The 15,682-nt window shown below is 41.6% G+C and carries 16 protein-coding genes; 9 read left to right on the top strand and 7 right to left on the bottom strand.

Annotated features, from left to right (window positions below; all coding sequences use genetic code 11):
• Positions 1-5: 5 nt before the first annotated feature.
• On the bottom strand, positions 6-677 hold the full coding sequence (locus PTT44_RS11475; RefSeq protein WP_168158379.1) for a CsgG/HfaB family protein: 672 nt from the start codon (positions 675-677) through the stop codon (positions 6-8).
• A gap of 111 nt (positions 678-788) precedes the next feature.
• The gene (locus PTT44_RS11470; protein WP_078388386.1) at positions 789-1,412 is read right to left on the bottom strand and encodes a LysE family translocator; all 624 of its coding nucleotides are present in this window, start codon (positions 1,410-1,412) and stop codon (positions 789-791) included.
• A 446-nt stretch (positions 1,413-1,858) separates the two neighbouring features.
• Here PTT44_RS11470 and PTT44_RS11465 point away from each other — a divergent pair, with 446 nt between their 5' ends.
• Together PTT44_RS11465 and PTT44_RS11460 are read left to right on the top strand one after the other, a co-directional pair.
• On the top strand, positions 1,859-3,478 hold the full coding sequence (locus PTT44_RS11465; RefSeq protein WP_168158380.1) for an oleate hydratase: 1,620 nt from the start codon (positions 1,859-1,861) through the stop codon (positions 3,476-3,478).
• Between the two features lie 470 nt (positions 3,479-3,948).
• Positions 3,949-4,404 (top strand): DIP1984 family protein, encoded by a 456-nt coding sequence (locus tag PTT44_RS11460; RefSeq protein WP_168158381.1) that lies wholly within the window; start codon positions 3,949-3,951, stop codon positions 4,402-4,404.
• A gap of 207 nt (positions 4,405-4,611) precedes the next feature.
• Here the strand turns inward: PTT44_RS11460 and PTT44_RS11455 are convergent, their stop codons facing one another.
• Positions 4,612-4,815 carry an NF038215 family lipoprotein gene (locus tag PTT44_RS11455; RefSeq protein WP_168158575.1) on the bottom strand — a complete coding sequence of 68 codons (204 nt, stop codon included), beginning with the start codon at positions 4,813-4,815 and terminating at the stop codon, positions 4,612-4,614.
• A gap of 277 nt (positions 4,816-5,092) precedes the next feature.
• Here PTT44_RS11455 and PTT44_RS11450 point away from each other — a divergent pair, with 277 nt between their 5' ends.
• From PTT44_RS11450 to PTT44_RS11430, 5 genes are all read left to right on the top strand, one after another.
• Complete coding sequence (locus PTT44_RS11450) at positions 5,093-5,641, top strand: TetR/AcrR family transcriptional regulator (RefSeq protein WP_168158382.1); 549 nt, start codon at positions 5,093-5,095, stop codon at positions 5,639-5,641.
• Positions 5,642-5,653: 12 nt separating this feature from the next.
• Positions 5,654-7,303: an MFS transporter gene (locus PTT44_RS11445; protein ID WP_168158383.1), complete on the top strand. Its 1,650-nt coding sequence runs from the start codon at positions 5,654-5,656 to the stop codon at positions 7,301-7,303.
• Between the two features lie 32 nt (positions 7,304-7,335).
• Positions 7,336-8,487, top strand: a complete 1,152-nt coding sequence (locus PTT44_RS11440; RefSeq protein ID WP_168158384.1) for an HlyD family secretion protein — start codon at positions 7,336-7,338, stop codon at positions 8,485-8,487.
• Between the two features lie 63 nt (positions 8,488-8,550).
• On the top strand, positions 8,551-9,420 hold the full coding sequence (locus tag PTT44_RS11435) for a 1-aminocyclopropane-1-carboxylate deaminase/D-cysteine desulfhydrase (protein WP_168158385.1): 870 nt from the start codon (positions 8,551-8,553) through the stop codon (positions 9,418-9,420).
• A 64-nt stretch (positions 9,421-9,484) separates the two neighbouring features.
• Positions 9,485-10,684 carry an NAD(P)/FAD-dependent oxidoreductase gene (locus PTT44_RS11430; RefSeq protein ID WP_168158386.1) on the top strand — a complete coding sequence of 400 codons (1,200 nt, stop codon included), beginning with the start codon at positions 9,485-9,487 and terminating at the stop codon, positions 10,682-10,684.
• A gap of 21 nt (positions 10,685-10,705) precedes the next feature.
• Here the strand turns inward: PTT44_RS11430 and PTT44_RS11425 are convergent, their stop codons facing one another.
• The 4 genes from PTT44_RS11425 to PTT44_RS11410 all read right to left on the bottom strand — a co-directional run bounded on the left by PTT44_RS11425 (position 10,706) and on the right by PTT44_RS11410 (position 13,427).
• A complete protein-coding gene (locus PTT44_RS11425) occupies positions 10,706-10,858 on the bottom strand; it encodes a hypothetical protein (RefSeq protein ID WP_168158387.1) in 153 nt (50 codons plus the stop codon).
• A 167-nt stretch (positions 10,859-11,025) separates the two neighbouring features.
• Positions 11,026-11,217 (bottom strand): hypothetical protein, encoded by a 192-nt coding sequence (locus PTT44_RS11420; RefSeq protein WP_168158388.1) that lies wholly within the window; start codon positions 11,215-11,217, stop codon positions 11,026-11,028.
• A 60-nt stretch (positions 11,218-11,277) separates the two neighbouring features.
• On the bottom strand, positions 11,278-12,984 hold the full coding sequence (locus tag PTT44_RS11415; protein ID WP_168158389.1) for a mechanosensitive ion channel: 1,707 nt from the start codon (positions 12,982-12,984) through the stop codon (positions 11,278-11,280).
• 164 nt (positions 12,985-13,148) lie between these two features.
• Positions 13,149-13,427 carry a hypothetical protein gene (locus PTT44_RS11410; protein ID WP_168158390.1) on the bottom strand — a complete coding sequence of 93 codons (279 nt, stop codon included), beginning with the start codon at positions 13,425-13,427 and terminating at the stop codon, positions 13,149-13,151.
• 287 nt (positions 13,428-13,714) lie between these two features.
• Between PTT44_RS11410 and PTT44_RS11405 the strand changes: the two genes are divergently transcribed.
• Positions 13,715-14,137, top strand: a complete 423-nt coding sequence (locus PTT44_RS11405; protein WP_004694572.1) for a hypothetical protein — start codon at positions 13,715-13,717, stop codon at positions 14,135-14,137.
• A gap of 567 nt (positions 14,138-14,704) precedes the next feature.
• Positions 14,705-15,649 carry a transporter substrate-binding domain-containing protein gene (locus tag PTT44_RS11400; RefSeq protein ID WP_010326225.1) on the top strand — a complete coding sequence of 315 codons (945 nt, stop codon included), beginning with the start codon at positions 14,705-14,707 and terminating at the stop codon, positions 15,647-15,649.
• Positions 15,650-15,682: the final 33 nt, after the last annotated feature.

Here is a 15,682-nt window from a genome sequence, read left to right as displayed (position 1 = left end):
ACCAGTTACTGCGCAGACCACTTATTGGTTTGAATATCCAACACCAAATTATTAACCGCTTCGCGTACAGCCAAATCTAGAACTTTACTGTTTAAAGTTGAGTCATAAGAAGCGGTAGAGCCAAAACCCAAAATTTCACGTTCACTGAGTGCATACTCACCTGCACCTTGCACAGAGTGAACAATTTCTGCTGTTTTTACATCGACAATGTTTAAGTTCACTTTGGCATAAGCAATTTGGGTTTTACCACGCCCCAATATACCAAATAGCTGGTGATCACCGACTTCTTTACGGCCAAATTCAGACACGTCGCCCGTTAATACATAACGTGCGCCTTTGATGGCTTGAGAAGATTTAGTAAAGACTGCTTCTTGTTGTAATTCAGCCAGGTTGTCACGGTTTAGGACAGAGAAATAACCCGATTGCTGTAAATGCGTTTCTAAAATAGTTTTTGCCTGACCACCTAAACGGTCAACATTGTCTGAAAAAATGCCACGCATGTAGCTTGAGCGGTTATCAAATTTTCCTACAGAAACAGGCGTTTTAGTGCCAGCGTATTTAACGGTCGCCACTGCCGCTGTTACTTGCGGTGATTGAATTGTTTTTGACGTTTCTGTTGTTGAACATGCAGATAATGCTAAGCCACTCAAAACGGCCAAAAATATAGATTTATTCAAAATTTATCCCTCAAATCTTTAATTTAAAAATCATTAAAAAAATCAAAGGGATTATAACCATTTAGCTTTTAGTTACCTATACAAAATCCAGTTTTGTTGTTGTAACCCTTATCACTTCATTCCAAAAATAAGTTTTAAACCCAACACCGTCATCACTGCCCCTGCTGCGCGGTCAAATACGGCTTTAAACTTCAAATACACACGGCGCGGCTTTTCAGCAGACAACGCCACTGCAACCAAGGAACACCAACCCGCATCAATAAAGAAACACAGAATAGGCAGTACATAATAGTAATAAGTTGGGATTTCTTTGGGTAAAAGTGCAGTAAAAATACTGGCTAGAACAATCGCAATTTTAGGGTTGGAAAGCTGAGTAATTAAGCCAGTCATAAAGGCACGGCGTAAAGTCATTGCTTTCGAGCTGGAATGATCTGCCTCAATTGGCTCTTTGGCGTGTTTAATAATTTTAAACGCGAGCCAAAGCAAATAGATCCCACCACAAATTTTTAAGGCCAAATACGCTGACGGCACTGCCAACAAAAAGGCTTGTAAGCCAAGTACAGCCAACAGACCAAAAACAGCTGCGCCTGTTCCAGTCCCTAGTGCGGTAAATAGGCCATGCTTTCGAGAAATCGCAATCGAATTTTTTGCTACATAAATCGACGTCGGTCCAGGGCTCATTGCGCCTAACATTAATGCAAAGGCAATCGAGCCCAAAATCCAAAATGATTCCAAGAGTGACCTCTAAATTGAGAGAATTTGATCAGCTGCGATTTTACGCTAAACAAAGTTTTTACGATATTCACTTTATCAGTTATTTTTCACATTTATATCGTGATCAAGCCGCAGCATGTACGTCCATTATATTTTTTAATGATAAATAAAAAGCCTATTTTAATAGAAAATCGGCATAGGCCATAGTGAAAACAACAATAGAGCAATTACTCAACAATAAAATGCAAAATCAGTTATTTAGATCATATTCAATTTTAATAAAAAGACAAATGTGTATTAAAAATAGCCATCATGTGCTTATTTTTGATTACAAAATATAATGGGGGGATTGCTTCCCTTTTCATACATTTTTCATATATAAAAAGACTTACTATTTATAAGGTTTTATTTCTATAAACCACATTTTTTAACTTCATAATTTTTAACATCATAATTAAAGGTGAACCATGCAAAATAAGAAGCGCCCCCCATTAGACGCACAGCAGTCCCATCTTTGGATCATTGGTGGTGGTATTGCAGGTATGGCTGCTGCTGCATTTGCGATCCGTGATGCCAAAGTCCCTGCCAAAAATATCCATATTTTAGAAGAACTCGATATTTCAGGCGGCTCAATGGACGGCGGACATACACCGCATGCCGCGCAAGCTTGGGTAACACGTGGTGGGCGAATGCTGACCGATGAAACTTATTTGTGCCTATGGGACTTATTTTCCAGTATTCCATCTTTGGAAAATCCAGACATTTCCGTTCGTGAAGAATGTCGTGAGTTTAATGAAAAAGTAAAAACCCACGCCAATGCACGTTTAATTGATGCTGAACATGTCATTGGGGATGCGGCAAAGCTTGGCCTGAATACGCTACATCGTGCACAGATGTTGCGCCTATTGGCTTCAAAAGAAGAAAAAATTGGCAGCCGACGCATTGATGAGTTTTTTGATGAGGCCTTTTTTGAAACCAATTTCTGGCGCATGTGGCGCACGACTTTCGCTTTTCAAAAATGGCACAGTGCAGCAGAGTTAAGACGCTATTTCTTGCGTTTTATTCAAGAATTGCCACGCATTCATACCTTAGCAGGTGTGAAACGGACCAAGTACAACCAATATGATTCAATGATCCTGCCCTTACAGCGTTGGCTAGTCGCACAAGGTGTAGATGTACGTTTTGGACACTATGTCACAGATGCGGACTTCATTACCAATGCTGAAACTCAAGAACGCCATGCGTCACGACTATATGTACAATTGCCTGAAGGCTCAGAGCAAATTAATCTGAAAGCCAATGATTTAGCTATTTTCACTTTAGGTTCCATTACCGCAGATTCGCGTTATGGCGGTAATCATGACGTGCCTGCCCTCGTTCGTAATCGAGAAGACCATGGCTGGACACTTTGGGAAACTTTGGCACAAAAAGCCCCAGACTTTGGCCGTCCAATGACTTTTTATGGCAATGTCGATGAACATAAGTGGGAGTCTTTCACGCTAACTATGAAAGATGACGTGTTGCTTAAACGTATTATTGACTATACGGGAAATGAACCAGGCACTGGCGCACTGATGACTTGGTATGAGTCAGGTTGGCATTTATCCATTGTGGTTCCTGCACAGCCACACTTTGCTGACTTACCTGAAGGTTTATATACCTTATGGGGCTACGGTTTCCAAATTGACCATATAGGCGATTACATCAAAAAACCAATGTCCGAAGCCACAGGGCAAGAAATTCTAACAGAACTGATTAAACAGCTCGGTTTTGACGACATTTTAGATCATGTTTTGGCAACCACCAATGTAACCACTGCCATGATGCCATATGCCTCTGCCCTATTCGCCTGCCGTAAACCGGGGGATCGTCCACAGGTAATTCCACAAGGCTCACAAAACTTTGCCTTCCTTGGACAGTTTGTGGAAATTGAAGATGACGTGGTCTTTACTGTGGAATATTCAGTTCGTGGAGCGATGCTTGCCATTTATGAATTCTTTGGGGTCGAACGTGAAATCCCTGAAATTTACAACGGTCTGCTTGATCCAAAAGTCGGTTTAAAAGCTTTGGAAACCGTGTTCCACTAAGCTTTTAATCTATAGCGATAAAAGCACCTTTATGTCGCTACTATTACATAGTTTAATTTAAGCAACGTTTGGATACGCGAGTGTGGCAGGGATGCCACACGTTATCCATCATAATAGGGATGTTATGTATGGATAACAAAGGCTTTTGCTTACTTTTGGCCTATCAAAAGTAAGGGTATTGCCTACACAAACACCTTTTATACTTTATTGAAAGTTGAGGCCGTGTACGCACCTAATTTTAAATTGGATAAAAAGAAAAATTAGATAAAACTTTATACCTCATTAGTAAATAAATTGACTAATCAACATAGGAAAACATCTCCACGTTTTAAATAAAATACCGAAACTGACTAAGTGCTTTTCTATCGTTTTCTCATGATTTTAGATTTCATAAAAATTACAAAACTCACTTGAAGCTTTGACTGTACAGATGCAGCATAAGACTCATCTAAAACTTTAAAAACAAATCTATGAAACTAGCAGAAGCACTTTTATTGCGTAGTGATTTACAAACCAAACTTGCCTCTTTACAACAACGCATCAACAATAATGTGCTAATCCAAGAAGGCGATGAACTGAGTGAAGACCCGAATGCGCTGATGGGTGAGGCCTTTAGTGTGAATACAGAGTTACATCATCTGATTGAAAAAATTCATGCGACCAATGCTCAAGCTAAAACCAGCACGGGTCAATCCATGCTCAGTGTTTTAAACACACGTGATTTGCTCACACAACAGCATCGTATTATTCAACAGGCTATCGACAGCTCACGACGTGAAAATGGTCGTTATAGTTCGAGTGAAATTCGCTGGGTTAAAACCATTACGGTTGCAGACTTGCAAAAACAAGCCGATGCAATTAGCCAGGAACTCAGGCAAAATAACTTAGAGATTCAAGCTTCAAATTGGCAAATCGAACTGATCTAGCCAATTTGAGCCATAGCAGTTTGGGCATATTGGGCGAGTACAAGGCCTTTTATACGTTTGTAAGGCTTTAATTCAACAAACGTTTGCAGGAAGTAAGACGTCTACTTCACATTTTTACAAATCTGACGTAGCACAATGCATCTTTTATACTGCACATCGCACATTGCACCACCATGTACTGACAATATGCCTCCCTATTTTCACCTATTAGTACGTATCAGCCTGTGGAGGCGTTTTCTGATTAAAAGCCATTTCTTGTGATGGAAGTTTATAGTCACGATCATGCACAGGAACTCCACCAATAATCATGGTACGAGCCTCAGTTCTAGGCTGATTCAAATCCTTTTTTGCATCACATGCGGTCAGTTGAGTGAGCAATAAAACCAATACTAGGGTAGATAAAGTTTTCATCATATCCCCTCATTTATCATTATTGTTCTTTCAGCATAGCACTTTTATTTTTCCAATCCTATCGACTTTGTTACAACTCTTATCCATCTACATGATGGTTCTCTGCGAATTTTCTTTATAAAATAAATATCAACCATTCATAGATAAAACAACAACATGAATGATTTAGATTAGAAAAACACAAAGTAATTTACAAAATCTTACAGGATTAAATATTTACAACGGACACTTTTGTCCGTTAAATAATAGTACTTCCAAATTAAATGAAATAATCACCATGACCAGTCGTCAACAGCGTGCTGCACAAAACCGTGAAGAATTGCTGGAAGCCGCAGTTCAGGTTTTTCGTACACACGGGATCAATGCTCCCTTACAACAGGTCATTGATGCCGCCAATGTCGGGCGAGCGACGTTTTATCGTAATTTTGATGACCGTCGAGCCTTGGTGATTGCATTGATGGAACAAGCTTTGGAACGTCTTGCAGTTCGTGCTGAAGCATTTTCTCAGTATGAAGATGGTTTTATTCGTTTAATTGAAAACCATGTCTATAACTTACCGTATTTAACTGCACTGATGGAATATTGGCGGGTGATTGAGCGTAATGATCCCGTCATGGTCGATATCTACGCACGCCGCGATGCGATTTTACAACCTTTAATTGATCAAGCCATTCGATACGGCGTTTGTCGCCCCGATTTGACCACCCAAGATTACACCATGATTACGGCTATTTTAAGGACTTCATTTCAGGGACTGACCGATATAGAGCAGCAACAACTTGCGCAACGCGCCATTGAGTTGTTACTTAATGGTATTCGGGCATAAAGGTCACCATTCATGACACAGCCACCGCGTTTACTCGAACCTGCACCAAACTGGACTGCTGAAGAAAAACCAACCCTGCCTGGCTCTCCTGCCGTGATTGCGCACTCAACACCTAAGCGCTTCATATATTTTTTTATTGGTTTGTTTGTCGCACTATCTGCAAGTCTCAGTAACGGTTTTATTACCGCAAATTTACCCTTAATTCAGGGTGAATATGGACTAACACCCTCTGAGGTGGCATGGATTCCTGCGGCTTATGTGATGGCCAATGTCAGTGCGAACCTGATTCTGTTTAAAGCCCGCCAACAATACGGTCTGCGTCTATTTTCTGAAATTGGCTTACTGCTTTTTATTGTGGTTTTGGTTTTACACGTCTTTGTGCATACCTTTGAAATGGCTGTACTGGTGCGTTTCATTAGCGGAATGGTTGCAGCACCGCTCAGCTCTTTAGGCATGTATTACATTATGCAGGCCTTTAAACGGGAGGATTTTGGTCGCAGTATCTATTTGGCTTTAGGCTTTCAACAGCTTGGAATTCCCTTGGCATGGATCATTTCCCCGTATCTCATTGACGTCAATAACTGGAATGTCCTATACACCTTTGAAATTGGTTTAGCCCTGTGCTGTTTCGCAATGGTGGTGTCGCTGAAGTTGCCCCGCAGCCTAAGAATTGCTGTTTTTGAAAAGCAAGACTTCTTCACCTTTGCCCTGCTTGCGCCCGGTTTTGCCTTTTTGTGTATTGTGCTGACCCAAGGGCCTATTTTGTGGTGGCTTGAAGTGAAGTGGTTGGCCTATTTGCTCATTGCAGGGTTTAGCCTGATTGTGATTGGCTTGGTCTATGAGCATTATCGGGTCAATCCATTGATTATGACGCGTTGGCTGGGGGCATCATCCACGCTTCGTTTTATCATCGGTGCTTTTGCAATTCGCTTCTTAATGTCGGAGCAAAGTTATGCTGCCGTGAGTTTTCTCAAAACTATGGGCATGGGCCCCGATCAATTTGTGCCGCTCTATGTGGTGATCTTTTTCGGCATCGTGTCTGGTACCTTATTTAGTGCGATTACTTTTTCACGTGAACGGATTATTTGGCACCTACTATTAGCAGAAGCTTTGGTGTTGATTGCTTGCGGACTAGATTTTCACCTTACCAGTGATATTCGCCCTTCCAACTTCTACGGCAGTCAGTTTTTGGTCGGCTTTGCCAGTGGTGTGTTTATTGGCCCACTCTTGATCACGGGTATCTTAAGCGCCATGCAAAAAGGCCCTACTCATATTGTCACATTCATTGTTTTATTTTCAGCGACTCAAACATTTGGTGGCTTAGTCGGTTCATCGTTTTACTCCACCTATCAACAAGTCCGAACACAAAACTATCGTGCTGAGATGATTCAACAGCTACCCGAAACCAATCCATTGATTGCACAGCGCCTTTTAGCGTATCAACAAAGTTCGCATACTTACACACTCGATCAGCAGTTAGAGCAACAACAAGCCTTAAAAAATCTCAATCAAGTGGTGACTCGAGAGGCTCAAGTACGTGCCTATAACGATGTGATTAGTTTCAATGGCATCGTTGCCATGCTGCTGTTGTTGTGGGGGACATTCCTCATTGCACGGAATCAATATCAACTGCGACAACAAGCGAAAGTCGGTCCTGCCTAATGCCACTGCTCCCTATTTATTGAGAAATTGTTATGTCTGAAGATCAAAAACCAATAGCTCCCGCTGAAACAACTGCAACTTCTGAAAATTCCTCTCAGCCTGAGGCAACAACGACACCGATTACGCCGCCTTCGAGTAAATTGATTCCAACAGCGAAACGTACGCTGATTTTGATGTTTTTAATACTCATCATCGGTATTGGCATCATTTTATGGGCATGGAAAATTGGGCCATTTGACAGTGCTGTTGAGTCCACTGACAACAGCTATGTCAAAGGCAAAACCACGGTGCTTTCTTCGCAAATTAATGGTTATGTCAAAGATGTGTTGGTCAGTGATTTTGATCACGTCAAAAAAGGACAGGTGTTGATGCATATTGATGCCACGACTTATGACCAAAAAGTCACTCAAGCTGAAGCAGGTGTAGATCAGGCGCAGAATGCTCTGTCTAATCAAAACCAAAATATTGCACAGCGTAAAGCCGATATTGTAGCGGCAGAAGCCAAGGTCGAACAAGCTCGAGCAGCCTACCAACTGTCATTGGCACAACAGCAGCGCTATCAACAGTTGGGCGACTCTGGTGCGGCGTCTAAATCGGAACAAGACAAAGCCTTTGCCGATACCCAAAATAATTTAGCTTTACTGCAACAAGCACAGGCCAATGTATTGGTGGCGAAAGAAGCGCTCAAAACCGCGCAAGTGGCTGAAACAGGACTCAAAGCACAAGTGACCAATGCCGCGGCCCAACTGGATCAAGCCAAAACAACCAAAAATTACAGCAGTATTATCGCCCCGATGGATGGGCAACTGGGTGAAGTCAATCCACGTGTGGGACAATATGTGGCAGCAGGAACACAGTTGCTCTATCTGATTCCACAGCAAACTTGGGTCACGGCTAACTTTAAAGAAACTCAAATTGCCAACATGAAAATTGGGCAAAAAGCATGGTTCACGGTGGATGCCCTCAATCATCAGGAATTTACAGGCCATGTCGAGCAAATTTCCCCAGCGGCGGGCTCAGAGTTCAGTGTGCTTAAAGCTGATAATGCGACAGGCAACTTTACCAAAGTAGTGCAACGCATTGCGGTAAGGATTGCGATTGATCCGAATCAGACAGGAATTGAAAACCTACGTCCAGGCATGTCCGTAATTAGTTCGGTCGATACCCAATCTGCACAGCGTTAATTCTGTGCAGAAACCGCGACTTTTCACTTACACTAAGCACTCAACCTGATTGATTAAAGTCCTATGTTTGAACAGATTGCACAGTCCATTCCCTATCAGTACATCAGTATTGACGGGATCAATATCAGCATCAAACGTTTAGACTTGGTCCATCCACATATTTCAGGCAATAAATTTTTTAAACTCAAATACAATCTGTTGGCGGCGCGGCAACAAGGCTATAAAAAACTGCTGACTTTTGGCGGTGCCTATTCCAATCATATTGCCGCAACGGCTTATGCAGCACAGTTATTTGGTTTTGAGAGTCTGGGCATTATTCGAGGTGAAGAGCTGGCCAGTAAACCTTTAAATACAACCTTAAATACAGCACAGCAATTCGGCATGCAGTTGCAGTTTGTGACGCGAGAAGCCTATCGGCAAAAGCAAAGCCCAACATACTTAGCACAGTTACAACAAGATTATCCTGATTATTATATGATTCCCGAAGGAGGAACCAATCCCCTTGCCATTCAAGGCTGCTCAGAAATTCTCTCTGATACGGATCGAGAAAATTATGACCTGATTTGTTGTGCCGTGGGCACAGGTGGCACCATTGCGGGTCTGATTGAAGCCAGTCATTCACAGCAACACCTTTTGGGTTTCTCCGCGCTCAAAGGTGATTTTTTAAGTCGAGAACTAGAGCAACTGACTGAAAAACGGAATTGGCAAATTACCGATCAATATTGCTGTGGTGGTTATGCCAAAACTACTCCCGAGCTCTTACAATTTATCCGTACCTTTGAGCAGCAATATGACATTCCACTGGAACAAATTTACACAGGTAAAATGCTGTTGGGCTTAACCGATTTAATTCAACAAGGTACATTCCCCAAAGATCATCGTATTTTGGTGATTCATTCAGGTGGACTACAAGGTCGTTTAGCGCAGCTTTAGATAGTCCTGAAAAAGCAAAAAAGATGGTCTATAATGCCCTGCTTTATTCTCCCGTGAGTGTGTCATGTCCGCAAATCAATATGATGTCTTAGTTTTAGGTGCAGGTGCATCTGGCTTAATGACAGCCTATATGGCAGCTCAACGCGGACGTAAAGTGCTAGTGGTTGAAAAAGCCAATAAAGTCGGCAAAAAAATTCTCATGTCAGGTGGGGGTAAATGTAACTTTACCAACCTCTATGTCGAGCCAAGCAACTTTATTTCACATAATCCACACTTTGTGATTTCAGCCCTCACTCGCTATACCAATTGGGACTTTATTGGCCTAGTATGTGAGTACGGCATTGAATATGAAGAGCGTAAACACGGTCAGCTTTTCACCCTAAAAGGTGCCAAAGAAATTTTAGCCATGCTATTGAGCGAGTGTGAAAAAACAGGTTTGGTCGACATTAAAACCAACTGTGAAGTAAAAGCCATCACCGCACTCGATGAGCAGGGTTTTCAAATTGCCACGACACTGGGTTATTTTGAGGCTGAATCTGTCGTGGTTGCATCAGGTGGTTTATCCATTCCAACTTTAGGTGGTTCTGGCATTGGTTATGAAATTGCCAAACAATTTGGCCACCATGTATATCCAACTCGCGCAGGTTTGGTGCCTTTTACCTTTTCAGACAGCTTTAAAGAAGTCACAACCCGCCTTAGTGGCAACGCGGTCGATGCGACTTTATCGAATGACTTAAACGCTTTCACCGAAGCCCTTTTATTTACCCATCGTGGGCTCAGTGGGCCAAGCTCGCTACAGCTGTCGAATTATTGGGATGTAGGACAAAGCTTCAAAATTAACTTCTTGCCAAGTGTGGATTTGTACGACTACTTAAAAGCCAAGAAGCACAGTCAGCCCAAAGCTCTGCTGCGTACTTTACTGGGTGAACATTTTCCAAAAAGTGTGGTGGTTGAACTGCAAAACCTCATTTGGCCTGAACTAGCTGAAACAGCGATTGGTCAACTGTCGGATGAAAAACTGGAGCACATTGCCACGCGCTTACATGCATTTGAAGTCAAACCATCAGGAACCGAAGGCTACCGTACTGCTGAGGTGACTTTAGGTGGCGTAGACACCACTGAAGTATCCTCGAAAACGATGGAAAGTAAAAAGCAAAAAGGCTTGTACTTTGTCGGTGAAATACTGGATGTCACAGGACATTTGGGCGGCTTTAACTTCCAGTGGGCATGGTCATCTGCGCATGCCGCATCAGAATATGTCTAAGCCATGTGCTTAAGCTATAAATTATTCCAAATAGTCCGTGCGTAGCAATACGCACTGCTTTTGCTTCTGCTGACGGGCAAGTGCTAAGTCCATTTTCGCAATGGCAATATGGACATGGCTCGGCTGGATCACTGAACGTTTCGCCATCAAAGTTTTTTTTAATATTTGAATCATCTGTTTTTTCCTTTTTAAACTGCAATTTATAAAAATAAATTGTGAAATGTCCATGCAGCTATCACAAAAGTATAGGCATGTAAGTATTTCTAATTTATGAAATATCCATATTCCACATGCATTAAACATACCAAATTAAAGTTCATTCAACACTATAGACTTTTGTATTATTTTTCATCAGATTCATCCGCATCACGGCCTTCAGTTGCCGCAGTCGGTATTCTTTCAGCATTAGCGTGTGTTGTTGTATTGATCTTTGGTTTTGCAAATACAAATTTATAAGCACTCACAAAAAATCCAACCGTAATACCCGCAATGATGATTGGGGCAAAATATTTATTTGGGGCTTTTTTTGACATCAGTTTACTCCAATAAAAAACACCAACCGCCATCAGCGGTCGGTGTTTAGTGTGATTAATTTAGTCTGGATCTTTGGGGTGAACGTCAATATCTTGTTCAGCTTCACCCGTTGAACCAAAAGGTTTATTTAAAGGTTTATGCGCAGGATCGACCTCTGCTGTAGTTGGAATATCATCTGTATGTTGATATTCCTCTGCAACCGTTGGTGTATCCATTTGCTCTTTCAGTGAGGCATGCTCTTCTTTGCCTTGTGCGGATTGCGTGCTTTCAGCTTTGGCCTGATAAAGTGGGTTCGGTTGCGTACCTTCTTTTTTGGCTTTATCTAACAAATCGGTCAAAACCCGTTCCGCAGGTTGACGTCCACCTAGACCAAAAGCCAGTGCAAATGCAATGGCAACTGCCCCAAGCGTTAAGCCAAAGGCCAAATTCACAATGGAATCTGCGATACCCATTGCACGCAAGCCCATCGCCAACACTAAGCCAATGATCAAGACACGTACAATGTTCGCCACCCAACGAGAGCTGTTGTATTCACCACGCTCAATCACCTGAGCAACCAAGTTCGCCAGCCAGAAGCCCACGCCCAGAATGACTGCACCCAATAGGATGTTTGCACCAAACTGGATAAACATCGCAATCAAACCACTGATCTGCTCAAAGCCGAGTCGATTTGCAGCCTCAGAAACCGCAAATAACATGGTAAAGAACACAATGAAATAACCCACGACGCAAGAAGCTTTGGTATTTCCTAAGAAACGTTGCAAGCCAACTTTGTTTGGAATGTCATCTACACCTGTTCCCGACAAGACTTCAACCACAAGACTTGCGACAAAACGTGACACTACATAGGCCAAGATTAAAATTAATGCCGCCGCAATGATGTGCGGAATCGCATTCATGATTTCATACAGCATGGCCGTCGCTGGTTGAGAAATTGCATCAATCCCTAAAGCTTCAAACGCAATAATCAGCGCTGTGATAATGACGATTGCAAAAACAAAAGATCCGAGCACTTTGGCCAAATCTGAGTTTTTAAACAGTCCTACTTTTTCAACCTGTTTTTGTACATCTAGACTTCTCAATAAACCCTCAATAATACCCCGTACAATTTTTGCTAGAATATAGCCCGCAAAAACAATCACACCTGCAATAAAGATATTTGGCAGATACAGTACGGCTTCATTGACCATATTTTGGATGGGAAAGAGCAGCCCAGTCAGACCGAGTATCGACAAAACAATGGGTAAGAATAGTAATAAAATCAGCCAATAGACAATTTCACTGATGTTTTGACTCAGGGTACTGACTCCGACATCCTGACTGAGTTTTTCATCTAACTGAGTGCGATCCAATCCTTTTTGTAAACCCACTTTGACCAGATTTGCCACAATCCAACCAATAAAACCCACAGCAACAGCAGCCAACAGTTGTGGAATAAACAACAAGAACTGTTGAACCATATTACTAAATGGCCCACTTACACTGGTGAGATTAAGGACATTGAGTGCACCAATCACCGCAATAATCAAGATGAGCCAAAACACAACTCGAGAGATAATATTTTCAATATTTGAGCGATGGCCGGTAGCACTGGAAAGTTTTTGGTTGGTTCCAAGTTTGGTTAAAACCTTTTTCACAGCACCTGCAATCAATAATGCAATAATCCAACCAATGATCAGGATGGCGATTGCGGACAGGATCGGGTGAAACTGGTCCCAATAATACATCGCATCAAATCGACCCTGATGCCCTACATAATCATTCATTTTGTTCTCCCTCTTGTTATGTCTACCTCACAGCGACCTTTGCTCAAATACAGATTTTAGTTTTGAAGTGATTGCCTGCCATGAGGTATGAATGAGAAATGGAATACCTTTTTGATGACTGCTTAATAAAAAACCCCTGTACATTACAAGGGCTTTAGTCACATTTAGCGGTCAGTTGCAGTCGTCGTATTGCTATCGGTGGCTACCGCTTCGTCACCTGCTGTTGCAGTGGTGCTATTATTCGGTGTTGCAGGCTCTGCGCTCGGATTCGGATGACCAGGAGGCGCCTCAGTCGGATTTGGCTTGGTATCTGCAAACATATAAAGTAATAATGCGATTAAGAAAATTCCGACCAATGCCAACATATACACAGGCACGCGTTTTTTCTTTTGCCGCTCCTCTGGCGTTTGTACATGGGGCGGTTTATTGAAATCATGTGTCATAGCTCCCCCTCAATTTTCTATTATCAAGTTGTCGAATTTTTATACTAACAACTGCTTGTGTAGCATTGTGTTTCAAAGCATAGTGAGATAGTAAACAAACGATTCATCTTAAGATAAGTTATTATTTTTTAAGGTTTTAAAAACAGTCATTCATCTATCAATTTAGTGTTAAAAGTAATTTAAAAAGTATTTCACCTAGGCATAGACAAAAAGAGTCTGGCGAACAACGCTCTTCAACTGAATTTGCGCTATAATTATGCACCTTGTTTTAGCTGTTTTTGGACTTTATGGCATATCGTCAACAAAGTGTAACGCTTGATTTAGACACTGATGTTACGCACCAATGTCATTTGCACTACACGCGAGACCAACATCTTATTGGTATTATTGAATTTTCTAAGCCTAGTTATATTCTAAAATGGGGCGATCTGGAGTTTTTCCGTCGTCGTACTGAAGAGTTTTCAGTGATGCCTTTTCCTGAATGTGTCAATGCCATGATTATTGACATTCGAAATGTGCAAGCCTTTTTAGACAATGAAACACCCATCATTCCTTGGCGCTTACTGGAAGAAGAATGTCCTGTGCGTTTAGTTGTCCCTCAAGACCGTTTAGATCACTATATTGGACTGTTTGAGCCAACATGGCTGACGACGGATATTGAAACGGCTATTTCTGAAATCCGTGAATATATGGATATGTTTGTGCACTAAGCACTTCTTGATACACACCTGCTCATCTCCTCCCCTTGCGATTGTGCTCCGTCATTTGTTCATAACGTACAGTCGCTTTTATTTTTTAGTTTTTAATCTTCTGCGGAAAACGTAGGACAGTAAACCGAATCTAACTGACTTTTATATACTGCGTCATAAAACGGATCATCTTCAAAATAAAGCACTTTTCTTTGCTATTGCCGTTTTAGCATGTTCTACACGAACAAAATCCATTCTGTCATGCATCCATAACGAAACGCATAGCCAACCCTGTGGCATTAGACATTAGCCTAATAAAATGAATTATAAAACTTGAAATGGCACGCATTATGCATAATTTTCTTTTTAATATCAGAGGAATATAGCGATGCACTTATTTAAAGCATTATTAACAAAATATTAAAAATCCCACTTGAGCAGCAAAAGCAATCTCGATTAAGATGCAGACTAAGCTGTAAAAAAATACCATAAAAAGAACATCTTTTGCACAGAATAAAGCTTTAACCCAATTCTGACGTTTTTGATAAAAACAATGCAATTGATGCTGCAAACAAAAGGAGTTTGTACATGACCATGCAACGTAATCTTTCTGCCCTATTTTGTGCAAGTGCACTTGCGCTGAGCCTCAGTGCATGTAGCGACAACAAAGCACCTGCAACGGATGCAGCTAGCACTGGCGCAGATGCTTCACAGTCAGGCACTTTAGATAAGATTAAAAAATCAGGAACCATTGTTTTAGGTTACCGTGACTCCTCTATTCCATTCTCCTATATCGCAGACAACCCAAATCAACCTGTCGGTTATGCACATGATTTACAGCTCAAAGTGGTTGAGGCTGTTAAACAAAAGCTGAATATGCCTGATTTGAAAGTTCGCTATAACTTAGTCACCAGCCAAAACCGTATTCCATTGGTTTCAAATGGCACAGTCGATCTTGAATGTGGTTCAACCACAAACAACAAAGAGCGTCAGCAGCAAGTTGACTTTTCTGTGGGCTTCTTTGAAGTGGGTTCACGTTTACTTACTGCAACGGATTCAGGTGTGAAGGATTTTGCTGACTTAAAAGGCAAAAAATTAGTAACGACAGCAGGGACAACCTCTGAACGCTATATCCGTCAGCATGAAAAAGAACTTGGTATTGGTGAAGTGATTTCTGCCAAAGACCATGCTGAATCATTCTTAATGCTCCAAAGTGGTCGTGCTGCTGCGTTTATGATGGATGACATTTTACTTGCTGGGGAAAAATCGAAAGCCAAAGATCCAAACAAGTGGCACATTGTCGGTACAGCACCAATTCAAGAAGTTTATGGCTGTATGTTGCGTAAAGGTGACACAGGCTTTAAGCAAGTGGTTGATGATGCAATTAAAGCCACTTATAGCTCAGGTGAAATTAACAAAATGTACAACAAATGGTTTGAACAACCAATTCCACCGAAAAACATTAACCTGAACTTTGCTATGTCAGACCAACTTAAAGCCTTAATTGCAAACCCACATGACCGTGATCAGTAAACGATAAAGGAAAGATTAATGTTCACTCAGGCA

This window comes from Acinetobacter sp. Gutcm_16, assembly GCF_028649355.1.
GTDB classification, from domain to species: Bacteria; Pseudomonadota; Gammaproteobacteria; order Pseudomonadales; family Moraxellaceae; genus Acinetobacter; species Acinetobacter johnsonii.
Note: the sequence above shows the minus strand (reverse complement) of the source record. Positions and strands in the feature narration are given on the sequence as shown.